The organism is Algoriphagus aestuariicola (assembly GCF_017254835.1).
GTDB lineage: Bacteria > Bacteroidota > Bacteroidia > Cytophagales > Cyclobacteriaceae > Algoriphagus > Algoriphagus aestuariicola.
This window is the reverse complement of the sequence record NZ_JAFKCW010000001.1, coordinates 1417949-1439754: the sequence shown is the minus strand read 5'-3', so window position 1 is coordinate 1439754 and position 21806 is coordinate 1417949. Positions and strand designations below refer to the sequence as shown.

The window sequence follows — 21806 nt, the reverse complement described above, 5'->3', positions numbered from 1 at the left end:
AAAATGGTAAAAAGCTGATCCAAAGGAGCAAAGTTTTGATTGGAAAATAGTCGCTGGCTTTATCTAATTTCGCGGATAGAAAAAACCACAATGAGTCCACAGCTTCCGATTATTAAAATTGCCATCAACGGTTTTGGCCGGATTGGCCGATACACTGCAAAGCTTCTCGTCGCCCACCCTTCGATGCAATTGGTCGCGATAAACGATTTGGCTGACCCCAACGCAATCGCCCATTTGCTAAAATACGATTCCGTCCATGGAAAATTTGATGGCAATGTTGAGCTGCTCGGCGATGTGCTAAGAGTCAATGAACAAAGCGTCCGGCTTTACTCGGAAGCCAATCCCGGAAATCTTCCTTGGAGAGAACTGGGAATTGATGTAGTAATCGAATGCACTGGTAGATTTACCCATAGGGAAGGGGCCGAAAAACATCAGGAAGCAGGAGCGAAAAAAGTAATCATCTCAGCGCCTGTACAGGATGAAACTATCGCCATGGTCGTCATGGGAGTAAATGATGATATATTGGACGGATCAGAAACCATCGTGTCCAATGCATCCTGTACGACAAACTGCCTTGCACCGATGATTCAAGTACTGGAGGAAAACTTTGGCGTGGTCAAAGGATACGCCTCGACGGTTCATTCCTACACCAACGATCAAAACCTGCATGACGCTCCTCACCGCGATTTGCGCAGAGCCCGGGCAGCAGCCTACTCCATCATTCCAACAACTACCAACGCAGGAAAGGCACTTGATCGAATCTTGCCTGAACTTAGAGGGGCAATTGAGGCATCTGCCATGCGAGTGCCGGTTCCAGACGGGTCTTTGACCGACTTGATCGTCGAGCTAAAGCGGGAAGTAACTGCCGAGCAGGTCAACCTAGCTTATAAAGAAGCGGAATCAGGAAAACTAAAGGGCTTTCTTCACGTGGAGAAAGATCCCATCGTGTCGATGGATATCTTGGGAAATACACATTCATGCATCATTGACCAAGAATTGACCTCCGCCAAAGGAAACATGGTCAAGGTTGTGGGCTGGTATGACAATGAGTCTGGCTATGCAAATAGGCTGGTCAACCTGGTAGAAAAAATTTCCTCCATCTAGGATTTCACCCGGTTTAGCGCCAAAAGCTTCACCAAAAATTTGGGGAGGTTCTTTTTGTGGTCCCGGTTCTTCAGATTTAGATAAAGGTTCCATTTTTGGAGAATCGGTACCCGGTGGGTTTCCACAAATTCAATCAGCGTTTGGTCATTGTCTTCCAAATACCCAAAATGGCCGGAAGCACTCCCCATATCAAAACTGTCTTCGCTATCCACTGTGAAGGGGAAACCTGCCTCGCCTGCTTTTTTCTTCAGATTCCGCATTCCATTCACGTCCAGGCAACAATGTATAAAACCCAAGTCACCCCAGAGCCTATCCTTGAAGATATGCTTGGCTTCTCGTCCCTGCACCTCAATCAACTCGATCTGTGCTGGACAGAGCAAGGCGCCAAATGCGCCAGGATTTCCCTCACAAGGCATAGACAGCAATGCCCTTTTATAGACCAACTCTTCTCCGGGGATGTCATTAAACACTGAGGTTTCATTGTAATGGAGAACTGAAAAACCCAAGATATCTTGATAGAGCGAAATGGATTTGTCCAAATCGGAAACCCCGATGACTACTCCAAGCACGCCACCGGTCGGAGAGGTATTGTCAGAAAACCAGTTTGAATCCTCGACGATCTGAAAGACATTGTCGAAAGGATCTTTAATGAAGAAAGTCCCCATGCCATTGGGTGATTTGGTCGGTGAGGTGAGCATCACCGCACCGCAGGCCTTCAAGTGCTCAAACGCCCGGCCCAGATTTCTCACCCTAATCTTGACTGCATAGATCCCCAAGTCTCCAGGCTGAATCTCAAAATCAGTCGAGTCTGGCGTCCTGCTGGTAAATTGCCAGATCTCAAATCCGCCCCCACCCTGCATGTTCATGGCTAACACGGCATGCCGGGACTCTGCCTTTCCGTTCGTGTATCGAGTCATGAGATTTGCAGTCGCCTCATCTTCAAAAACTGGCACATCCATCGAAAACGCGCTTCGGTACCAAGACCAGGATTTGTGGACGTCTTTGACACCTATGCCTATTTGTTGGATTCCGTTTATTTGGTAAGACTTTTCAAGCAATTGCCCCATGAGATATTTTGTTGAGTACGTTGTGGTCAGCATTTCCGTAGCAGCATAGAATCAAAGAAATCATCTACGGATTCACCAATTGCACCCTATCCTGAGGTTGGCAATGGTACACTTCGCAGAAACTTGCATTGAACTTCGTATGATATTCGGATAAATGGCAATAAAAACCTTTCCTTCGATTTTTGGGATCAGATCGCCCCAATTATGAATAAAAAAGGATTTCCTTCCCTACAATGTATTGAAAAAATCACGGGATATAAACAAAGGCTGTCTGTCAGAGCGGAAAAAAAACACGGAATCCTGTAAACCAGAATATTGGCTTTGGAAAAAGTCAGATGGCCTGACAAGCCAAGAGATATCGCCTAGAGCAAAAAATAAAACTTGAACTAAGGCTCGGCTTATTATGGAAAATGGCCCACTTCTTAGTCTACCCGCTTGTATTGAAAGTTCTTGATCGGGTTTTCAAGCAGAACTTTCCGAAGCTTGCCCGCCTCATAGGAATATTCGTTCTCGTTGCCGGAAATGATCGTCCTATATACTCCCATTTCTACCTTCTCTATTTTGGTGGTAAGCCCATAAACCTCCGAAATGAAGGTTTTTTCGCTTTCCATCTCTTCAAAAAAGGTCTTTGCGGAGCACCATTGAACCATACCCATAACCGGTTGTTGATTTTCAAATTTGTAGGATTCAGCGTCCACCACGTACTTTTTTCCATCCCAATAGATCTTGGAAGTAAAGTCGCCCCGATTGGTTTTGGAAGCGGAGAAGCTCTTCACAAAATAACCGTCAACATATTTGGAATGGGTGGAGATTTCTACTTGCACATTGCCAAAAAACCAAAACCGAACCGTGCTTTCCGCCAAGTAGTGTACGGTATCCCCCGCCTGGTATTTCTGCACATTGAGATCGCCAATTTTCAAACCCAAAACTTGGATTTCAAACTGAATGGTCTCCCTTTTGTCTTGGGAAAATGAAGGGCTGCAAAGGCACAAAAAAACACAAAACACCAAAATCCGAGGAAAGTAGGTCTCGATTTTTCTCTTTGTAAGCTGACTCGATGGAATGGAATACATGGGTGCTTTTCCTCCAATATATAAAATACGGGGAAAGTTTACGCCCGCGAGGCTTTCTTCCTCGAAGAAAATTTCCTCCAGTCTTCGTAAGTATCGATGTCGGAATGGATTTTCAAAAACTCATAGTCGAGCCCCTCGTGGTCTGCAATATCCAAGGTTCTTTCAAGGACCTTGGGGCTGCTCCAAGGCACTCCTTCAAAAAGCTGTGGACAAAACTTTTTCATTCCCAAAAGATAGTAGCCTCCGTCACTCGCCGGGCCGATCACCAAATCATTGTGGCTTAGAGCCATGAAGGCGCTGTTTAGGTCAGAGGTAAGCAAGTCTGGACAATCCGTACCGATAATCACTGACTTGGAGTAGCCCTTGGAATAGACCAACTGAAAGGCATTGCTCATGCGGGCTCCTAGATCGCTTCCCTCTTGCACCGCAAGCTGATAGCCGGGGTAGTCATGCTCTGCTTCCTCGGGAATAAAATCAGAAAAGAACAGAAACCTATCCACCTTCACTTCGCTGACTACACGATGCGTATATTCGGTAAGCCACCGGTAAATCTCCAGGGCCGTCTCTTCACCCTCGGTAGCGGCAATTCGGGTTTTCACCTTTCCCCGAATGTCGTTTTTTTGAAAAATAATCAAACAAGCCATCCTAGAGAGTAGCCCCTCCACAGCTGGATCCTGCTCCGGCGGTACAGCCAAAGCAATGGTTATTGATCACGATAGGGCGACTGGATAGTCCATCAGTATCCCAGACCCTCAGATGGGTGGTACTGGGGGCAGCTACTTTCAGTTCCAGCATCTGGTTGAAATCACAGTCGTACAGGAAGCCGTCCCAACCGACGGAGATGGTATTGCGGCACATGACTCCTGCCGCCGCGGCTGGATTGAAGCTCGCGAGGAGTTTTTCCATGTAGTTTTCGTAGTTGCCTGAGTTGATCAGGTAGTCCAAGAATCTGGAAATGGGAATGTTGGTAATGGTGAAAAGCGAATTAAACATCACCCTAAACCTTTCCCAAAGCTTCTTTTTGAATTCATTTTCCAGTCCCGTCTGGGAAGCGGGCAAAAACGCCCCTGAGGGATTGTAGACCAAATTCAAAATCAGACCAGAACCCTCAACTCCATATCCCACCGCATTCAGCATCTTGAGCGCTTCCAAGGATTTGCCAAAAACCCCGTCTCCTCGCTGGGAGTCGGTTCGGATAGCGGTGAAATAAGGCAAGGATGAAACCACTTCTACGCCATTCTCCTTGAAGAATTGTGGTAAATCATAAAATTTGGGATTGGCAAGGATGATGGTCAGGTTGCACCGGACTATCAGCTTGATCTCGGGCCTGATTGTTCTGATCTCTGTCACAAACCACCGAAAATCAGGATTCATCTCAGGTGCTCCACCGGTTATGTCCACGCAATTTAGTGTTTGCTCCCGGCGGATCACCTCCAGGCAAAGAGCCATCGTGTCTCGATCCATGATTTCCTTCCGGTCCGGGCCAGCATCCACGTGGCAATGCTTGCAGGTTTGGTTGCACATTTTTCCCACATTCACCTGGAATATCTCCAGTGAAGTAGGCCGAAGGGGAAACAATCCAATTCGCTCCAAGTAGCTTTGAAAGTCGTTTTCGGAGCCTCCCGGATGCCTTTGTTCCAAGACATCGATCTCTACCTTCGGATCGGAGAGACTATGTAGCTGCGCCTTGAGTGACTTCATTACATGGATATTTCCTTGATTTTACTCATCATCTGGGTGCTGTGTACCAGTGATGCACCACCTCGGATTGCCGCTGCGACATGTACCGCCTCCATCATCTGTTCTTCATCGCAACCTTTTTCTAAGGTATCGGTCGTGTATGCGTCGATGCAATAGGGACACTGCAGCGCATGGGCCACCGCAAGTGCAATCAGGGACTTTTCTCTCGCAGTCAGGGCTCCTTCTGCGAAAACTTCACTGTAGTAAGCGAAAAACTTGTCCGCCATGGATTTTTGGAGTTCACCGATGGTACCAAATTTTTTAAGGTCTTCAGGATTGTAGTAGGTTTTCATAAAAGTGGCTAAAATTTAACGGGAATATCTACGTATGAATGTCTGGAAAAGGATTGATCGGTCACAAGCTTTACGCCAATTTCTTTATTTCTTTCCCAATCCCTCCAGATAGGACAACAAACGAGCCGATTGTTTCGATTTTTAGCCTTAAATTTAATCTATTAAATCTATAGACTTTAAATAACCAAACATTATGACATTACGACTAGGGGATATTGCTCCCGACTTTACCGCAGAAACTACCGAAGGACCAATCCACTTTCACGAGTACCTTGGGGATGGATGGGGTGTCCTATTTTCCCATCCGGCCGATTACACGCCGGTCTGCACCACCGAACTTGGCGCAGTAGCAAAACTTAGAGATGAATTTAACAAGAGAAACACCAAGGTGATTGCACTGAGTGTGGACGGCCTAGAGAGCCACAAGGACTGGATCGGTGACATCAATGAAACCCAAAACACGATGGTCAATTTTCCTCTGATCGCGGATGAGGACTTCAAAGTGTCTAATCTTTATGACATGATCCATCCAAATTCGAGCGAAAAGGCAACTGTTCGTTCGGTCTTTGTCATCGGACCCGACAAGAAGATCAAGCTGATATTCACCTATCCGGCTAGTACTGGCAGAAATTTCGACGAATTGCTTCGTGTGATCGACTCTCTTCAGCTTACCGCTTATCATTCGGTAGCCACACCAGCCAATTGGAAGCATGGAGAAGATGTGGTCGTCGTACCTTCCATCAAAACGGAAGACATCCCGGCAAAATTTCCAAAAGGACACAAGGTCATTAAACCTTACCTCCGCACAACTCCACAGCCGAATATCGACTAATGGAAAAGCCCCAAATTTAAAAATTTGGGGCTTCCGGTTTTTTGAGTGCGAGCAGTTTAGGCTTTGGCCTCTTGCAAGGATTTGATGATGTCCATCGCTCTTCTTACGGATTCCTGGATTTCTACAAATGCACGTTTTGCGATAAGGTCCTTTCGGAAAAGTTGGGATCCCATTCCCACGCACAATACTCCAGCATCAAACCATTTTTTCAAATTCTCAGCGGTCGGCTCCACCCCACCAGTCGGAATAAGCTCGATTTTTGGCAAAACAGCATGCACCGCTGGGATAAAATCCGGCGTCAGCACATTTGCAGGATAGATTTTCACCAGTTCAGAGCCGAGTTCTTGAGCCTGAAAAACTTCTGTCACCGAGCCACAACCGGGGATCCAAGGCACTTCTACCTTTGCGCAGTATTCGCCTAGCTTGGAATTCATCACCGGAGCCACGATAAACTCCGCCCCCATGTCGATGAACTCCTCCGCTTCAAACGAATGATAGATGGTCCCCGCTCCGAGATAAATGCCGGGAAGCTTGTCCGCCGCCTCACGGATCTTGGGAAAAATAGTCTTGGCCTCTTTGCCGCGATTGACCATTTCGATCACGCGCACCCCACCTTCGTAGGCAGCGTGCAAAAGGGCAAGGCAGACCTGTTCATCGGGATGAAAGAAAATTGGCATCATACCACCGGCATGCATGCGCTGGATAAATGGGGTTGGATTTCTCATTATCGTTTGATTTTTCCGACAGCTTCGCCGCTGGCTAATTCTTGGACTTCTTGAAGAGAACAAAGCAGGATATCACCTGGAACGGAGTGTTTGATCGCACCTGCGGCCATTGCAAATTCAATCGCCTCTTTTGGCTTCAAGTGCAGCAACCCGTAGATCAAACCACCAGCAAATGCGTCTCCAGTGCCGACACGGTCGACAATGTGCGTCAATTCGTAGGTTTTAGATGAATGTGATTTCTTTTTCTCATAGAGCACAGCCGAAATCGAGTTGTGAGACGAACTATGGGATACACGATCCGTCTTTACAATATATTTCAAGTTCTCGAATCGGTCAAAAGCCATTTCCCTGGCCTGCTCGAAATTTTTGAAATCTTCATTGAGACATTGCTTGAAGTCCCGAGTGCCTGCGATGAATACGTTTGTATACTCCATCAGCTTCGTCATGATTTCGTGGGGTTCCTTCCCAAACTTCCAAAGGTTGCTGCGATAGTTGAGATCCCCGCTGACCATGATGCCCCTTTTCTTCGCTTGCTTCAGACAGGTTAGGGTTAACTCGGCACATTCCTTGGACAAAGCCGGAGTGATTCCTGACCAATGGAACCAACTTGCGCCGTCAAAAATCGCGTCCCAGTTCAGTTCTTTCCCATCAAATCCTGCAAAAGCAGAACCCGCTCGATCGTAGATGACTTGGGAGCTGCGCTGCATGGCACCATTCTCCAGAAAATAAATCCCCATTCTTCCAGGAATGTGAGCGATAAACTGCGTGTCGATGCCATTTTTGCGAAGCTGACCGGATGCCGCCCACCCGATTTCATTGTCGGGGAAAGCCGTCAAATGTGCAACATGCATGCCCCAATAAGCCATCGCCGCTCCGACGTTTGCCTCAGAGCCGCCAAATTCAACATCATAGGAATGGGTTTGGAAAAAACGCTGGTTTCCCGGAGGCGAAAGTCTGAGCATGACTTCGCCCAGTGTGATTATTTTCTTCATCGAAGAATGAAATTTTCTCTAGTTTTGACCAAGTTAAGGAATAATAATCATGAACAATACCTCCCTCCTTCTCGACCCATCGGACAATGTAGGAGTCGCACTCACTGACCTCGAACCAGGCCAAAAAGTATCTTTAAACGGCGTAGAGATTGAAATTCAGGAATTTGTCGCCGCAAAACACAAATTCGCCATGCGTGATTTTCAGCTTGGCGAAGACATCCTGATGTATGGAACCATCGTCGGAGAAGCCACTCAGCCCATCCCAGTTGGCCACGCCATTACGCTCCAAAACATCCACCACAAGGTACGGGAATATACCGCCGACCCAGGCAAATTTGCCTGGTCTGCACCGGATGTTTCCAAGTGGAGAAACAGGACATTCAACGGTTATTTAAGATCTGATAATCAAGCAGGTACAGCCAATTATTGGTTGGTTCTTCCTATGGTTTTTTGTGAAAACACCAACGTGCTTTTACTCAAAGAAGCTTTCGAAAACGCGCTCGGTTTTGCCACCCCAAATCCATACGAGGTTCAGATCAAAAACCTCATTTCTGGCGTTCAGGGCAAAAAAATTACGGAAACGGTTGCGGATACTGCGGTAGCAGAAGAGAATCGCATTTTTGAAAATCTTGACGGAATTCGATTTTTGACACACGACCTGGGTTGTGGTGGAACCAGATATGATGCAGAGACGCTCTGCGCCCTTCTCGCTGGGTATATCAACCATCCCAACGTAGCTGGCGCAACCGTGCTGAGCCTGGGGTGCCAAAATGCCCAGACCAGCATCATGCTCGACAAGCTGGCCAAAATCCAAAAAGGCAAAGCAAAACCACTCGTGATCTGCGAACAACAACAAGAAGGAACGACCGAAGTGCTGATCCAAAAAGCCATCCGCGAAACCTTTGAAGGATTGGTGGAAGCTAATAAAATCAAACGCCAGCCCGTGCCCCTGAGCAAACTGGTGATCGGACTTGAATGCGGTGGATCAGATGGTTTTTCGGGGATCTCTGCCAATCCAACCTTGGGCCGAGTGTCTGACTTAGTCGTGGCTTTGGGAGGTTCGGCGATTCTCTCTGAGTTTCCTGAACTTTGCGGAGCTGAACAAAACCTCATCAATCGCTGTGCAGACCAACAAATGGCCGATAAGTTTATCCATTTGATGGAAACCTACAACGATGCTGCGAAGCGTGTAGGCAGCGGTTTTGATATGAACCCTAGCCCAGGAAATATCAAAGACGGCCTTCTCACTGACGCGATCAAATCCTGCGGAGCGGCAAAAAAAGGCGGATCAGCGCCGATTGCCGACATCCTCGACTACACCGAATACCTCAAAAATCCAGGACTGAATCTACTTTGCACCCCTGGAAATGACGTAGAAAGTACGACAGGATTGGCTGGAAGCGGGGCGAACGTCATCCTTTTTACCACAGGGCTAGGTACTCCTACCGGCAACCCCGTCTGTCCGGTTATCAAGGTGTCAACGAACACGAAAATGGCCAACCGGATGCCTGACATCATCGACTTTAATGCTGGTACGATCATCTCGGGTGAGGACGATCTGGAATCGGCCGGCGACAAGCTTCTGGATCTGGTCATCCAAGTAGCAAGCGGCGAAGTCACTACTAAGGCCGAGAAAAACAAGAACTACGACTTCATCCCTTGGAAGCGAGGGGTATCACTTTAAAACATCAAAGCGTCTCGGACAACCGAGGCGCTTTTTCGTTTTTGTTCCAAGGAAGCTTCCACTACAATTTCTTCGAAAACCTATCGGGTGGTGTAGTTGCCTTGTATTCCAAAGCGATTTGTCAACCAATGATCAAAAAATTGGCGCTCGATGCCTTCTCTCGAATCGCCCTAGCCTGTTGGTAGGCCTCGGAATGGTACCATGACAAGGCAACCTCTTTGCTGGGGAACTCCAGCAAGACCAGGCGATCATGCTTCCAGTCTCCCTCCATCACTTGGACGGACAGGCCTCTGACGACGAACCGGCCGCCGTATGCCTCGATGCTGGCCGGTGTTAATTTCTTGTATTCTTCGTATAATGAGCCGTCGTGAATGTCGACTTCTACCAAAACGTATGCGGACATGGAGTTGATTTTAACAGTAAACCAAATTGCTCAAAACAATAACTATGGCAAACTCTGACATCCAAATTCTTCAATTTGGAACCGGAAATTTTCTACGGGCCTTTTTGGGCTCCATGGTTCAAGATCTAAAAAACCTTGAGAAAAACCTGAATATCTGTATCATACAGTCCACCAACGGAAGTGGAATCGACAGACTCTCAAAACAGGGCTTTGAGTACAAGCTGCTGGTCGCGGGCTTCAAGGACGGACAGCAAGTCGAAACTATTCAAAAAATAGACTGCGTAAAAGACGGCCTAAAGCTACCCGATGAATCCGAAAAGTTTTTTGCTTTCGCCAGCTCGGCAAGCGTCCGATGGATCGTTTCCAACGTCACCGAGGCTGGTATGGTCTGGAAAAGTGAAGGCCCAATCGAGAAATTTGCGGAATCCTTTCCGGCCCGACTCACCCAATGGCTCTACAGAAGATTCCAAATCCTTCCCGAGGCGGAGACCGTAATCCTACCCTGCGAACTGCTGCCAAACAACGGAGATCTCCTCAAGGGATTCGTGCTTGAGCACGCTAAAGCTTGGAATCTGGAAGGAGCTTTTTCAGAATGGATTGAAGCAAAAACAGCATTCTTTAACTCACTGGTGGACAGAATAGTACCTGGATTCCCTTCTCATCTTGATCTAAAGCTTAAAGAAACAGACCCTTTCCTTGTCCAGGCCGAACCCTATGCTCTTTGGGCTATCCAGGGGCCTTCCTCAGCTTCGGACAAGCTGCCGTTCCTAGAGAGCAGCTCTGAAGTGATTTTGGCAGAGGACATCACGGGCTATGCGCTTCGCAAAGTACGCATCCTCAACGCTTCCCATACCGCCATGACGGGCCATGGCCTGCTTCACGGGATAGAGACCGTGGGCGAATGGATTGGCGATCCCGCGAGAGAACAGTATCTGAAAACCATGATAGCCGAAGAAATCACGCCGACCATGGCCTTGGATCCTGCTTCTCTTGAAAAATACGCCGAGGAAGTGCTGGACAGATTTAGAAATCACTTCGTTTCCCACAAGCTGAGCGACATTTCGCTCAACAGCATCGCCAAGCTAAAAAGCCGCCTCCTCCCAATTATATTTGACTACCAATCGAAAAAAGGCGAAATCCCCTGCAAATTGAGTGAATGTCTTGTTTCGATGATTCTGTTTTACATCAGAAACCCAGGAAAAATAAGGGATGGAGCCGAGGTGAAAGCCTGGTTTGAGAACGCGTCAACGAATGCAAGTGAATCGGAAAATCTCAAGCTATCCGTATCGGAGTGGCTTCAGATGGATTGGAGCGCTGATTTGGATGCTGCCTACTCTGCTGTTTCCAAGTACTGAAGCCAATCATTCAAATCCGAGTCCAGCCGCATAGCGGGTCTTTGCATAGGAAATCCTCAGCTTGGACGCCAGCTCGTTGAGCGTGAGCCGCGAGTCAAATACCGAGACTTCGCGCGCATTGACCAAGAAAAGGCTGGACTCACCTATTTCGAACCTACGAACCTCTCCGGCGAGCAGGGCTTGTAAACTTTCCACGTTGGCCGAAAAAGTGATCAGTTGCTGGTTGAGCACCTGCCAGTTGTTCAGCTCGGTTTCCAGCTTGTTGCGAAGTTGGATTTCCTTGAGATCCCTCGCGTTTTGCTTAAAGTCGATTTTCGCCTTGGTCAGGCCGACCGCACCTCGCGACTTGCGCCAGAGTAGCGGCGTGTAGACGGAAAGGCCCCACTTGTAATTGTTTTCATAAAACTGGGACTCCTCAAACTGGGAAAAAGACTCCGTTAGGAAGTTGTATTTCAGCTTTATCGTTGGGATGATCTGTTGGCTTTTGAGTCTCTTTTCCACGTCCAAACTGGCAAGCTCATAGTCCGTCAGCCTCAACTCGGGATGGAAAGCCACCGCAGTCCTCAGTTCTTCTGGATCGGGATTCCCAAGGCTCTGTCCAAACAAGCTCTCCGGAACGATCTGATCCCCAAGCAGCATCGGACTTCCCGATTCGTCCCATAGATAGGTATTCAGTTCCTGGGTCGTCGCGAAATAGGTGTTTTCGGCAGTTTGAAGTCGGTATTGCCGATTGAGTAGCTGAGAGAAAGCCTCCACGGTGTCAATCGCCGCGACATCTCCCTGCTCAAAACTGATTTTGACCGCCCTAAAGCGAAATTCAGCCAGCTCGACACCCTCCCTCAGCACCTTGAGATTTTCATAGGCCATGGCCCATTTCCAATACATCTCAGTCGCGCTGAGCTTGAGTTCGTTCAGAAGCTTGGTACGCTCCACCTCGGTGGATTGCTGGTAGATCTGGGCTTTCCGCAGTGCCGCACGGCGTTCGTCCAAGATCAGACCTTGTCCCAGATTTACCGAAGCACCCGCGGAGAGCAGTCCTCCTGACGGCACGGTGGATTCGGGATTGAGGTAATAGCCCGTGTTCTGCTCAAAGGAGCCATTCAACTCCACACCCATCCATGTCGGTATGCTCACCCCAGCCTCCCGCTTGTCGTAGTAGGTCGTCTCTTTGTAGTCTTTCTTATCCAGATTTCCATAGAGCAGTGGGTCAAAGCCTCCACGGGCCTGCCTTACTTCCATCTGTCCCATGCGGAGGTTGAGGTCGGCTTGAGCCGAAATGGGATGGTAAAGGCGCACCCATTCCATGTATTCTTCGAAGCTAAGCCTAGTCGAGTCTTGGGCCCTGACCGCCAAACAAAAAGAAACTAACAGAAAAAGTAGGGTAAATCTTCTCATTTCTTTGCCGCAGCTTGGTCCTTCTGTTCTTGGGTATAGTAGTCCGCAGGAAATCCGTTGAGCTGTCGCCAGATCTCATACCAGACTGGCACATCGTTAAGGATGGCGATGCCGTCGGCACCAGATCCCATGCGAAGCAGTTCAGGCCAAGGTTCTTCCTCGGGATCCTCGACTACCAACACCCGGTATTGGTTGTTTGCACCGGCAAACTGATCGATGGCGACGACCACGCCGCCGAAAGTCCCGTTTGAGATCTGCGGCCAGCCCGAAAACACGATGGCGGGCCAGCCGTCAAAAATAAACCGAACCTTGTTGCCCACTTTTATCAGCGGCAAATCCACCGGGGCGACAAACATTTCCACTGCCAAATCCGCATCGGCCGGAACAATGTTCACGATCTCGTCCCCTTCCTTGATCGTCTCGCCTATCCCGACTTGGATAGCCTTGGCGATGTATCCGTCCTGAGGCGCTAAGATGTGGCGGTAGTCGGACCGGCGCGCATAGTTAGAGTATTGGTTCTCCAGCTTGGTCGTACTTGCTTCTGCATCAAACTGCGAAGACATCGCCGTGTACATATCAGATTCAGCCTTTGCCAATTTGTCTTTGAAATCATTGTCAATCGCGTCCAAGTCTATCCTAGCGGTGATTAGCTCATTCTTGCTACTCAATAGCTTGTTTTCAGAAGAAATCAACTTGGCCTGTACCTCCTGAAATTTGAGCTTTCTGGTTTCCAGATCGGTAAGCGATCTCAAGCCCTCGTCATAAAGGTTTTCCGAACGCTCCAGCTGGTATTTTCCGATGTCAAAGTTGACCTTGGCCTGAACGAGCTCTATGCTGTCAGACTGAACCTTTAGCTCGGCCATCCGAAGTTTGTTTTCCGCCTGCTGTAGGCGTAGCACGTTGTTTTTTCGCAAAGCATCGATTTGTGCTTCCAAAGCAGCCACTTTTTCCGCATAGGACTTTGCAGAGAGGGCCTTGGCGTCTACCTGCATCTGCGTGCGAGGCAAAAGCAGGGAGTCAAAATATTCGTCTTTTACTTCCGAAATCCTCAAGATGGTGTCCCCTTTGGACACAAAATCTCCCTCGGCCACGTACCAGGCCTCTATCCTTCCTGCGAGGATGGAATGGACTGTCTGGGGTCTCTGGTCGGGTCTGAGCGCGGTGACATATCCTTTTGACCTCACGTTTTGCGTCCAGGGCACAAAAAGTATGATAAACGCTGAAAGCACGATCGCTGTAAGTATCCTCAGGCGACGCTGATTCTCCTTCAGTGGCAGGGTCATTACCAGGCTTTTGGAGCCACTGAAGGGAATCGACTCTTTGATCTTGTTTGATGAAATATTCAGCATGGGCTCAGGCGTTTAGTTCTTTATATCCCAAATAGCTTCCTTGGTAGTTGAGCTTGCCGGCGCTCATCCATACCACCTCATCGGCTCGGCTAAGGATAGACTCATCGGAAGACACCATTACCAGCGTCCAATCCCCTTGGAAGAGGTAGTCAATCACACGGGTACGAACCTCCGGTTCAAGCTCGGCGAGATCATTTTCCATGAACAAGGCCTTGGGCCGACCCACAAGTCCCCGAGCAAGGAGTATCTTGTTTGCGATCGACTTGGAAAGTCCACGCCCGTTTGGTTGCAGCATCGCATCCGGACCATTTGGCAGGCGGTACAGGTAGTCCTTGAGATCTACCAGTTCCAAAAGGTATTGCAAATGATCCTCGTCAAATCCCCTTCCCACCAGGATGTTTTCTCTGATCGAGCCATGGAAGATCTCCTGCAACTCCAAAAACTCCCCCACCATAGCTCTATATTTCTCCAGATTTAGGTATTCTAACGACAGATCGTTTACGGAGATAGTTCCTCCGTACTCCTCGTATAAGCCTGAAAAAAGTGCGATCAGCGCGCTTTTTCCGCTCCCGCTTTTTCCGGTTAGGACGACCTTTTTTCCAGGTTTGATAACAAGACTGACATCCCTCAGGATCGGTTCCAATGTATCCTTTGGGTGAAAAACGACCCTATCCATCGCAAACTTTAGCCCCTCGGCGCTCGGGGCAATGACTTTTTCCTCGGGACTATGATGTTCCATTTCCATGTCCATCACTTGGCCGAGTTTTTCGGTTGCCACGAGAGTGTCGTAGACGGTTTCGAGCGAGAGGATCAGCTTTTCGACCGAGTTGATAACCATAACGATAATCACTTCCGCTGCTACAAACTGGCCAATCGAAATTTGATCATTGATCATCAGCAAACTCCCCGCAATCAGCAAACTTGTCACAGTAAAGACCTTGAAGGCGACCATCACTTTAAACTGAAAAATCAGCACGGAGAAATGGCGAGTTCGAAACTCCACGTATTTTTGGATCAGCTTGTCCGCACGCAGAATAGGCAGTCTCGTGCCTCCGGCCAATTTGAAGGAATTCAGCGTGCGCCCCACTTCCTCCAACCAATAAGCGGTTTCGTACTTATAAGTAGACTCCTTCAATGCCGTCTCCATCCCGCGTGGCCCGGAGAAATAAAAGATCAATCCGAGAATCGCAACCAAGATCAATGAAAAGAAGATAAACGTTGGATGGTAGATCGAGAGCAAAAGCAGGCCAAATACCACCTGAAGCATAGCAGTGGAGAAATCGATCAGGATCTTCGAAAGACCCTTTTGCAAGTTGACCGTGTCAAAAAAACGGTTGACGATCTCTGGCCCGTATCTGCCATGCATGATCTCAGTCTTAATCCGGGGCAGTCGATACGCCAGGGAAAGGCCCGACTTCGAAAAAATCCTTTGCTGTAGCTTTTCCATGATCTGAAGCTGGGAGATCTGAAGAAATCCGCCAAACCCGACACCAATACCTACGATGATCACCAACACCACCCAAGAAGTGCTGATCCTACCGCCTAAAATAAAGTTGAGAATCGCTTGTATCCCCAAGGGCAGCGACAGGGCAATCAAGCCATTGAGGATGGCGTAAAAGTAGATCGCATACACTTGGTTTTTCTCTTCCTTGAGCAGACCGAAAAACCGCTTCAAAGGGGTAGAGTCTGAATTACTTGCCATTGGAAATTGCGTTGAATACGAGTTGGTGAAAAAAACGATAGCGTTCGCTGCCCTTACTGGTGGCTTCGGTCATTTCGGGTAAGTGGATCGAATTGAATGACTGCAGAATACTGGCCTCCATCACCGTAGAAATTAAGGTCTTTGGAAACTCGTATTCTGGATTCAGCTCCTTGACGATGAGGGAAAGCCTGTCTCCAAATTTTAACACTTGGTCAAATAGCCCGGATTCGTGCTCCGAGTCTACCGTTTTGGTCATGTAGCCCTTAATCGATTCGTTGATCATCAGCTCCCTGAGAAGCTTGGGATCGAGAAACTCATTTTCCAAAAAGCAGGGCCCATCCACCATCAGCCGTACGCCGATTTCCAGCCGCTCCGCAGGATCGGGGATATTGGTGGTGGAAAAAACAAGGTTGTGCTCCATCCAAGCCCAATACCAAGCGCAGAGGTATAGCAAAAACATATGCTTGTTTTCAAAATACCTGTAGATCGCCGCTTCTGTGCTGCCGATTTTTTGCGCCAGTTTTTTGAAGGTGAACAGCTCCAAGCCCATCTCTCGGAGTAACTTCGCCCCTTCTTTGACGAGCAAAATGCCCAAATCCGAACTGAAGGGCTCCTTGGCGTAAAGCTTCGGACTGACCTCCACTTTGATTTTACGTAAGATCGATTCCATTACCAAAAAGATATACGAACTGATCTAACGCGCAAGTCGCCAAAAAGTTTGTAAAACTTTTCTTGTTGTTAGTAATGTTAACAATGCGATGATTTTTAACCTGCTTACTTCAGTGCATGAGACACCAACAGCTCCATGGGGATAATGTTCAAACTCCCCTCCTCTGTGGCTTCCAAAAACACCAATGGCGCGAAACCGGCCCGATAGGCCTCCATCCAGCGGGAAGCGCAAAGACACCATTTATCACCCGGCTGCAATCCAGGAAACCCAAACTCCGGACGTGGGGTGCTCAGGTCGTTTCCCCGGCTTGCGGAGAAGCTCAAAAAAACATCCGACATCACGGCGCAGACTGTATGCACGCCGACATCCTGCTCGCCGGTTTCACAGCAGCCATTTCTGTAAAAACCCGTCAGCGGCACCATGCTGCAGGGGGTCAACTCTTCTCCGAATACATTTTTTGCCATGATCCTGTGGAATTCAATTTACGATTTCAATATCCCCGATACTTCAGTTTACTCAGGCCGTAGAGATACAGCACTTTGGAATACCGAAGCATGGCAGGCAGCAGCAGGGCATTCAGGAAAACCACCATACTCAAATACATCCAAAGCTTGGGAGCTGACACGAGAACGTTGATCGTTGTAAGCGAGGTAATCACTAGGGCAACCGAAAATGCGTAGCTGATGTACATGGCACCATAGTAAAAATCCGGCTCCGGGTGAAAGTTGGCCCCGCATACTGGACAGGTTTTATTTACATCGGACAGTTTCTGGTAGCTGAGCAAGCTGACTGAAAACAGATTCCCCTCTCGGCACTGCGGACACCTGGCTCCTGCGATGGATATACCCAAACTCTTAGACATTTTTTTGTTGAAATTTAACCTGGCAAATCTGCACAATCGGTGACCAAAGTTACGCTTTCGTTGGTCGGATTTAAAGCTTTTCCCTAACCCATCTCCGCTATACACCGTTTGAATCGAGGTAATGGAGAGACAAAAAGAGACATTGACGAGTCAGCTCAGATCCAGCACATGGAGCAGGATGCTCCTTTTTATCCTGACACTCAATTTCATCAACCTTTCAGCAAATTTTTACGAGGGAGACATTTTCGTCTCGAATAAAATCGACTTGGATGATCCAATGGACACCATTTCTGAGCTTTTGGTGGAATGGGCTTTTGATTTGCCTGAGGATTTCATACCGGACAATGGTACCCAGCAGGAGGACCAAGGGGGAGAAAAGATCAAACTGGCAATCGTGGATATTCCGGGCTTTACGCTTATGACTCTCCATTTGGAAACGCCACTGCCTGATCTACCTACCCCCCAAAAAACCAGCTGTGGACATCTTTCCTCTCCAAGCCTGCCTCCGGACTTCGCCTGATTTTCAATAAAAAATCAGTACGAATCCAAACAAACATACCATGAAAAAAATGATACTCCTGGCCCTCGCGGGTTGGGCGCACCTGTGCGCGTATGCTCAGGAAAACAGCGATACACTTCGAAACCAAAGACAGGTTCTTGACAGCCTCTTTATCGAAGAAGTTGAAAATCCCAAGGTTTCCCTTAAGCCTAAAGTGCTCCACGCCGAACCACTCTACATCGACTTGATCCGTGATTTGGGAGCAAGGAAAGGCGAAAAAGAATGGAATATTGCGGTAGGAATGCAGGACATGAGAAAGTACGACGAGTTTCAGGCCCTGATTGAATACGAATGGGCTCCTGTCGACAGACTCGGCATGGAAGTAGAGCTGCCACTAAGTCTTTATTCTTTCCGTGATGGAAGCCGGGAATCGACCACACCAGCCAACCGGCTGGAATCTCTAAAAGTCGCCACACAGTACACGTTTTTGGTTTCGGAGAAAACAAGCACCTCTCTGGCATTGGGTTACATTCACGAGTTTGAGTTGGTGGATCTCAACAAGATGGGCGGGGATGGAGTATTCAAAGGGAATATCTTCAATCCCTTTCTAGTCGTCGCCAAACGCTGGGGCAGCAACTACCATACGTTGATCTATACCGGCCCAAAAATCGAAAAGGCTTACGGAGAAGAAGCAGACTTTGGTTTCGAAGTCAACTATAATCTCCACTACATGGTCAGTGGTACGCGCAACTTTATCGGGATGGAGATCAATCAGGAGATCCACGGTGGAAGATCTAACACCACCCTTCGACCCCAAATGCGGGTGGGGCTGGCGCACAATCTGATGATCGGTATCGTGTCAGCAATCCCGATTTCCCAACCCGATGCAGGATTAGGCTCCTTTCTAAGAATCATCTATGAGCCCGGATTTAAGGCCCTCCATTAAGGACAACTGACCAATGAAAAAGGAGCCTTTCGGCTCCTTTTTTTAATTATGCTCTTCCAAATCGTAGTCCTTGCCCCTGCCCCATTGCAGCAGCTCATGGATGGTGTAGTACTCCAAAGTATCAAGGTCTTTGACCTTAAAGTTGTCTCCCGAGAGTCGGGCGATGATCTCCAAGGTCCGGATTTCCCCTTGGTTGACGAGGCGATATTTCCTGCCCACCCGCAGGTTATCCAATGCAATCGGCATCAGGCTTTTGCTTTGATCTTGACGCCAGTAGCCTCGAAACTGATCTTCCGCTCAGGCTCGGTGATCGCTTGCACTTCCTCTTTGCTCTTGCCCTGGTCTTCCGCGTAGTGCCGGAGCGTCTCCACGTCAGTCTCAGTGAGTGTGGCGACTCCCTCCATCACGATGGGAAAGCCTTGGGAATTGGTGGGAAGAAAAAAACCGTAGTCTTTAAAGGTCACGCGCATAGTCTCCCCATTGGGCAAGTCCATGGAAAACCAGCAGCCTTTTTTGGTGCAGACCTCCTTGATCTCACCGGCGATCTTGCCGGAAAATTCTCCTGAGGACTCCACCTGGGAGATCATCTCCGCAGTGCTTGAGATCTCTTCACCCTGAAGGATATTCCCATAGTTCCCGGGCACAGTCTCTACCTCTCCCACTACCTCATAGGTGGTGGTCTCTGCTACTTCGGCCTTTTGCTGACAGGAAAAAACTAGCATCCCTGCCATCAGTGTGATAATTGAAAACGACTTTTTCATACTGCGCTGAGTTTTTTCCAAAATTAATCCAAAAGCCCAGTTGGAAAAATCACTCATCAAATCAATTGCATTTATCGTACAGCTCGCCAGCCACATGTGTATCCATTTTTTTTTACCAGTCCTGTCATTGAGCCATCTGATTAGGTGTTCGGCATTAAATCGATTGCAAAGCCACATTTCCCAACGAATGATTGGTGAATTTTCAAACATGAAAAACTTTCCGATTAATTTTGTCAACAAACCTTCGATTTTTTTAACAATCCCTTAATTTTACCTGCGCTTATACCTATTGACCCTGTACACATGCCAAAAACTAAGAAGTTCATCATTGATTTCGACAGTACCTTCACCCAGGTGGAAGCTCTTGACATACTCGGAGAGATCAGCCTGGCCAGTGATCCTGAAAAGGCCCAAAAACTCCAAGCTATCAAAGACATTACCGACAAGGGAATGGAAGGATCCATTACTTTTCGGGAAAGTCTCGAACAGCGCCTGGATATCCTCAAAGCCAGCAAAACCCAAATCGCGGATCTTATCGCAGCCCTTCGCAAAAAAGTCTCAAAGTCCTTTGAGCGAAACAAAGAGTGGTTCCAAGACAATGCCCAGGACGTGTACATCATCTCCAATGGCTTCAAGGACTTCATCATCCCCATCGTGTCCGAATACGGCATTCTGAAGGAAAATGTCTTCGCCAATGATTTTGTGTACAACGAGTCCGGCGAAATCGTAGACTTCAACCGGGAAAATCCGCTTTCCAAAAACAACGGCAAGGCCGAAACGATCAAAAATGTGAACCTAGACGGCGATATTTATGTCATAGGGGATGGATACACCGACTACGAGATCAAGGCATCGGGTCTGGCCAACAAGTTTTATGCTTTTGTAGAAAACGTGCACCGACCTAGAGTAGTCAGCCAAGCCGACCACATTGCCCCTAGTTTTGACGAAATACTTTATATCAACAAGTTGAACACGAAATTTTCCTATCCCAAAAGCCGTATCAAGGTACTCCTGCTGGAAAACGTCCATCCGATCGCAGTTCAGCTGCTCACCGACGAAGGCTACCAAGTCGAGGTCGCTTCCGGGGCGATGAGTGAGGACGAGCTTTGCGAAAAAATCAAAAACGTCTCCATTCTAGGTATCCGATCCAAGACCAACGTGACCAAAAAGGTGCTGGAAAACGCAAACCGCCTTTTGGCCGTGGGTGCTTTCTGCATCGGCACCAACCAGATCGACCTGGAAACCTGCCAGGAAAAAGGCATCGCAGTATTCAACGCGCCTTTCTCGAATACCCGTTCTGTCGTTGAGATGGCGATTGCCGAGATCATCTTTCTGATGCGCCGCTTCGCGGACAAGACAGTCGGAATGCACCAGGGCAACTGGGACAAGTCAGCCACAGGCTCCTTTGAGATTCGGGGCAAAAAGCTCGGTATCATAGGCTATGGCAACATTGGCGCCCAACTGTCGGTCCTAGCCGAAAACATGGGTATGAATGTCTTCTACTATGATGTGATCGAAAAACTCGCGCTCGGCAATGCCACCAAAGTCAACTCCCTAGACGAATTGCTGGCGACTTGTGATGTGATTTCACTGCACGTGGACGGCAGAAAAGACAACAAGTGCCTGATTGACCGGGAGAAAATCGGCAAGATGAAAAAAGGCGCAATACTCGTCAACCTCAGCCGTGGCCACGTAGTGGAAATCCCCGCGCTGAGAGACGCTATCCTCTCCGGCCAATTGGCAGGATGTGCGGTGGATGTTTTCCCCGAGGAGCCAAAAAACAACAAAGAACCCTTTGAATCGGAGCTAAAAGGGCTGCCAAACACTATTCTTACCCCTCACATCGGCGGAAGTACCCTGGAAGCCCAGGAAAACATTGCCCGATTTGTACCCGGCAAGATCATGGAATACATCAACACCGGCAACACCTACAACTCCGTCAACTTCCCGAATATCCAGTTGCCATTCCTGAAAGATGCCCATCGTCTCATTCACATCCATCTCAATGAGCCGGGCGTGCTGGCGAAAATCAACCAGGTCTTGGCCAATTACAACATCAACATCGTAGGCCAATATCTTAAGACCAACGAAAAGATTGGCTATGTGATCACAGACATCGACAAAGCCTACGAAACGGCGGCCATCGAGGCACTGAAGGAAATTCCAGGGACGATTCGCTTCAGAACGCTCTATTGATCTAATCGGATCGAAAAAACACATAAAATGCCAGCCGGAAATCAGGCTGGCATTTTTCTTTGGGTTCAATCCGAAGAACCATTACGGGAAAAGCAGGCTTGGATTTGCGGGTTTTGGCTATTTTTGGAAAGCAAAGATTCCTAGAACAACCCCATCCT

The 21806-nt window shown here is 48.3% G+C and carries 23 protein-coding genes; 7 read left to right on the top strand and 16 right to left on the bottom strand.

Annotated elements, in window-relative coordinates; all coding sequences use genetic code 11:
- Positions 1–90: 90 nt before the first annotated feature.
- On the top strand, positions 91–1104 hold the full coding sequence (gene gap / locus J0A67_RS06060; RefSeq protein WP_206568366.1) for a type I glyceraldehyde-3-phosphate dehydrogenase: 1014 nt from the start codon (positions 91–93) through the stop codon (positions 1102–1104).
- Here gap and J0A67_RS06055 read toward each other — a convergent pair.
- The 5 genes from J0A67_RS06055 to J0A67_RS06035 all read right to left on the bottom strand — a co-directional run bounded on the left by J0A67_RS06055 (position 1101) and on the right by J0A67_RS06035 (position 5277).
- Positions 1101–2171: a VOC family protein gene (locus J0A67_RS06055; protein WP_206568365.1), complete on the bottom strand. Its 1071-nt coding sequence runs from the start codon at positions 2169–2171 to the stop codon at positions 1101–1103. The two genes, gap and J0A67_RS06055, sit on opposite strands and share 4 nt — an antisense overlap.
- A gap of 422 nt (positions 2172–2593) precedes the next feature.
- A complete protein-coding gene (locus J0A67_RS06050; protein ID WP_317195047.1) occupies positions 2594–3244 on the bottom strand; it encodes a DUF6134 family protein in 651 nt (216 codons plus the stop codon).
- A gap of 38 nt (positions 3245–3282) precedes the next feature.
- On the bottom strand, positions 3283–3888 hold the full coding sequence (locus J0A67_RS06045) for a TIGR04282 family arsenosugar biosynthesis glycosyltransferase (RefSeq protein WP_241265109.1): 606 nt from the start codon (positions 3886–3888) through the stop codon (positions 3283–3285).
- A gap of 1 nt (position 3889) precedes the next feature.
- Positions 3890–4945, bottom strand: a complete 1056-nt coding sequence (gene arsS, locus J0A67_RS06040) for an arsenosugar biosynthesis radical SAM (seleno)protein ArsS (protein ID WP_206568362.1) — start codon at positions 4943–4945, stop codon at positions 3890–3892.
- A complete protein-coding gene (locus tag J0A67_RS06035; protein WP_206568361.1) occupies positions 4945–5277 on the bottom strand; it encodes an arsenosugar biosynthesis-associated peroxidase-like protein in 333 nt (110 codons plus the stop codon). Before J0A67_RS06035 ends, arsS begins: the two co-directional genes overlap by 1 nt.
- A gap of 193 nt (positions 5278–5470) precedes the next feature.
- Here J0A67_RS06035 and J0A67_RS06030 point away from each other — a divergent pair, with 193 nt between their 5' ends.
- Positions 5471–6109 carry a peroxiredoxin gene (locus J0A67_RS06030; RefSeq protein ID WP_206568360.1) on the top strand — a complete coding sequence of 213 codons (639 nt, stop codon included), beginning with the start codon at positions 5471–5473 and terminating at the stop codon, positions 6107–6109.
- A gap of 56 nt (positions 6110–6165) precedes the next feature.
- On the opposite strand, the gene J0A67_RS06025 is transcribed toward J0A67_RS06030, so the two are convergent.
- A complete protein-coding gene (locus tag J0A67_RS06025; RefSeq protein WP_206568359.1) occupies positions 6166–6834 on the bottom strand; it encodes a beta/alpha barrel domain-containing protein in 669 nt (222 codons plus the stop codon).
- A complete protein-coding gene (locus J0A67_RS06020; protein WP_206568358.1) occupies positions 6834–7826 on the bottom strand; it encodes a sugar kinase in 993 nt (330 codons plus the stop codon). The genes J0A67_RS06025 and J0A67_RS06020 overlap by 1 nt, the downstream gene beginning before the upstream one ends.
- 49 nt (positions 7827–7875) lie before the next feature.
- On the opposite strand from J0A67_RS06020, the gene J0A67_RS06015 reads away from it, so the two are divergent.
- Positions 7876–9510 (top strand): UxaA family hydrolase, encoded by a 1635-nt coding sequence (locus J0A67_RS06015; RefSeq protein WP_206568357.1) that lies wholly within the window; start codon positions 7876–7878, stop codon positions 9508–9510.
- Positions 9511–9631: 121 nt separating this feature from the next.
- Here J0A67_RS06015 and J0A67_RS06010 read toward each other — a convergent pair whose 3' ends face one another.
- Complete coding sequence (locus J0A67_RS06010) at positions 9632–9913, bottom strand: DUF1330 domain-containing protein (RefSeq protein WP_206568356.1); 282 nt, start codon at positions 9911–9913, stop codon at positions 9632–9634.
- Between the two features lie 44 nt (positions 9914–9957).
- On the opposite strand from J0A67_RS06010, the gene J0A67_RS06005 reads away from it, so the two are divergent.
- Complete coding sequence (locus J0A67_RS06005) at positions 9958–11268, top strand: tagaturonate reductase (RefSeq protein WP_206568355.1); 1311 nt, start codon at positions 9958–9960, stop codon at positions 11266–11268.
- 6 nt (positions 11269–11274) lie between these two features.
- Here J0A67_RS06005 and J0A67_RS06000 read toward each other — a convergent pair whose 3' ends face one another.
- From J0A67_RS06000 to J0A67_RS05975, 6 genes are all read right to left on the bottom strand, one after another.
- The gene (locus tag J0A67_RS06000) at positions 11275–12663 is read right to left on the bottom strand and encodes a TolC family protein (RefSeq protein WP_206568354.1); all 1389 of its coding nucleotides are present in this window, start codon (positions 12661–12663) and stop codon (positions 11275–11277) included.
- Entirely contained in the window at positions 12660–14012 is a 1353-nt protein-coding gene (locus tag J0A67_RS05995; RefSeq protein ID WP_206568353.1) for an HlyD family secretion protein, read from the bottom strand. Before J0A67_RS05995 ends, J0A67_RS06000 begins: the two co-directional genes overlap by 4 nt.
- Before the next feature lie 4 nt (positions 14013–14016).
- Positions 14017–15714 (bottom strand): peptidase domain-containing ABC transporter, encoded by a 1698-nt coding sequence (locus J0A67_RS05990; protein WP_206568352.1) that lies wholly within the window; start codon positions 15712–15714, stop codon positions 14017–14019.
- Entirely contained in the window at positions 15704–16384 is a 681-nt protein-coding gene (locus J0A67_RS05985; RefSeq protein ID WP_206568351.1) for a TetR/AcrR family transcriptional regulator, read from the bottom strand. The genes J0A67_RS05990 and J0A67_RS05985 overlap by 11 nt, the downstream gene beginning before the upstream one ends.
- A gap of 104 nt (positions 16385–16488) precedes the next feature.
- The gene (locus J0A67_RS05980; RefSeq protein ID WP_206568350.1) at positions 16489–16848 is read right to left on the bottom strand and encodes a DUF2237 family protein; all 360 of its coding nucleotides are present in this window, start codon (positions 16846–16848) and stop codon (positions 16489–16491) included.
- Positions 16849–16874: 26 nt separating this feature from the next.
- Positions 16875–17246: a DUF983 domain-containing protein gene (locus J0A67_RS05975; RefSeq protein ID WP_206568349.1), complete on the bottom strand. Its 372-nt coding sequence runs from the start codon at positions 17244–17246 to the stop codon at positions 16875–16877.
- A gap of 121 nt (positions 17247–17367) precedes the next feature.
- Between J0A67_RS05975 and J0A67_RS05970 the strand changes: the two genes are divergently transcribed.
- Positions 17368–17766, top strand: coding sequence for a hypothetical protein (locus J0A67_RS05970; RefSeq protein WP_206568348.1), 399 nt, complete (start codon positions 17368–17370; stop codon positions 17764–17766).
- A 40-nt stretch (positions 17767–17806) separates the two neighbouring features.
- On the top strand, positions 17807–18691 hold the full coding sequence (locus tag J0A67_RS05965; RefSeq protein ID WP_206568347.1) for an HAEPLYID family protein: 885 nt from the start codon (positions 17807–17809) through the stop codon (positions 18689–18691).
- Positions 18692–18733: 42 nt separating this feature from the next.
- Here J0A67_RS05965 and J0A67_RS05960 read toward each other — a convergent pair whose 3' ends face one another.
- The gene (locus J0A67_RS05960; RefSeq protein ID WP_206568346.1) at positions 18734–18937 is read right to left on the bottom strand and encodes a hypothetical protein; all 204 of its coding nucleotides are present in this window, start codon (positions 18935–18937) and stop codon (positions 18734–18736) included.
- Entirely contained in the window at positions 18937–19452 is a 516-nt protein-coding gene (locus J0A67_RS05955) for a DUF4920 domain-containing protein (RefSeq protein WP_206568345.1), read from the bottom strand. Before J0A67_RS05955 ends, J0A67_RS05960 begins: the two co-directional genes overlap by 1 nt.
- A 303-nt stretch (positions 19453–19755) precedes the next feature.
- Between J0A67_RS05955 and serA the strand changes: the two genes are divergently transcribed.
- Positions 19756–21648: a phosphoglycerate dehydrogenase gene (serA, locus tag J0A67_RS05950; RefSeq protein WP_206568344.1), complete on the top strand. Its 1893-nt coding sequence runs from the start codon at positions 19756–19758 to the stop codon at positions 21646–21648.
- Positions 21649–21806 lie beyond the last annotated feature (158 nt).

Coding starts and splice junctions, on each gene's coding strand:
- gap (WP_206568366.1), top strand. CDS start 91: ATGAGTCCACAGCTTCCGATTATTAAAATTGCCATCAACGGTTTTGGC.
- J0A67_RS06055 (WP_206568365.1), bottom strand. CDS start 2,171: ATGGGGCAATTGCTTGAAAAGTCTTACCAAATAAACGGAATCCAACAA.
- J0A67_RS06050 (WP_317195047.1), bottom strand. CDS start 3,244: ATGTATTCCATTCCATCGAGTCAGCTTACAAAGAGAAAAATCGAGACC.
- J0A67_RS06045 (WP_241265109.1), bottom strand. CDS start 3,888: ATGGCTTGTTTGATTATTTTTCAAAAAAACGACATTCGGGGAAAGGTG.
- arsS (WP_206568362.1), bottom strand. CDS start 4,945: ATGAAGTCACTCAAGGCGCAGCTACATAGTCTCTCCGATCCGAAGGTA.
- J0A67_RS06035 (WP_206568361.1), bottom strand. CDS start 5,277: ATGAAAACCTACTACAATCCTGAAGACCTTAAAAAATTTGGTACCATC.
- J0A67_RS06030 (WP_206568360.1), top strand. CDS start 5,471: ATGACATTACGACTAGGGGATATTGCTCCCGACTTTACCGCAGAAACT.
- J0A67_RS06025 (WP_206568359.1), bottom strand. CDS start 6,834: ATGAGAAATCCAACCCCATTTATCCAGCGCATGCATGCCGGTGGTATG.
- J0A67_RS06020 (WP_206568358.1), bottom strand. CDS start 7,826: ATGAAGAAAATAATCACACTGGGCGAAGTCATGCTCAGACTTTCGCCT.
- J0A67_RS06015 (WP_206568357.1), top strand. CDS start 7,876: ATGAACAATACCTCCCTCCTTCTCGACCCATCGGACAATGTAGGAGTC.
- J0A67_RS06010 (WP_206568356.1), bottom strand. CDS start 9,913: ATGTCCGCATACGTTTTGGTAGAAGTCGACATTCACGACGGCTCATTA.
- J0A67_RS06005 (WP_206568355.1), top strand. CDS start 9,958: ATGGCAAACTCTGACATCCAAATTCTTCAATTTGGAACCGGAAATTTT.
- J0A67_RS06000 (WP_206568354.1), bottom strand. CDS start 12,663: ATGAGAAGATTTACCCTACTTTTTCTGTTAGTTTCTTTTTGTTTGGCG.
- J0A67_RS05995 (WP_206568353.1), bottom strand. CDS start 14,012: ATGCTGAATATTTCATCAAACAAGATCAAAGAGTCGATTCCCTTCAGT.
- J0A67_RS05990 (WP_206568352.1), bottom strand. CDS start 15,714: ATGGCAAGTAATTCAGACTCTACCCCTTTGAAGCGGTTTTTCGGTCTG.
- J0A67_RS05985 (WP_206568351.1), bottom strand. CDS start 16,384: ATGGAATCGATCTTACGTAAAATCAAAGTGGAGGTCAGTCCGAAGCTT.
- J0A67_RS05980 (WP_206568350.1), bottom strand. CDS start 16,848: ATGGCAAAAAATGTATTCGGAGAAGAGTTGACCCCCTGCAGCATGGTG.
- J0A67_RS05975 (WP_206568349.1), bottom strand. CDS start 17,246: ATGTCTAAGAGTTTGGGTATATCCATCGCAGGAGCCAGGTGTCCGCAG.
- J0A67_RS05970 (WP_206568348.1), top strand. CDS start 17,368: ATGGAGAGACAAAAAGAGACATTGACGAGTCAGCTCAGATCCAGCACA.
- J0A67_RS05965 (WP_206568347.1), top strand. CDS start 17,807: ATGAAAAAAATGATACTCCTGGCCCTCGCGGGTTGGGCGCACCTGTGC.
- J0A67_RS05960 (WP_206568346.1), bottom strand. CDS start 18,937: ATGCCGATTGCATTGGATAACCTGCGGGTGGGCAGGAAATATCGCCTC.
- J0A67_RS05955 (WP_206568345.1), bottom strand. CDS start 19,452: ATGAAAAAGTCGTTTTCAATTATCACACTGATGGCAGGGATGCTAGTT.
- serA (WP_206568344.1), top strand. CDS start 19,756: ATGCCAAAAACTAAGAAGTTCATCATTGATTTCGACAGTACCTTCACC.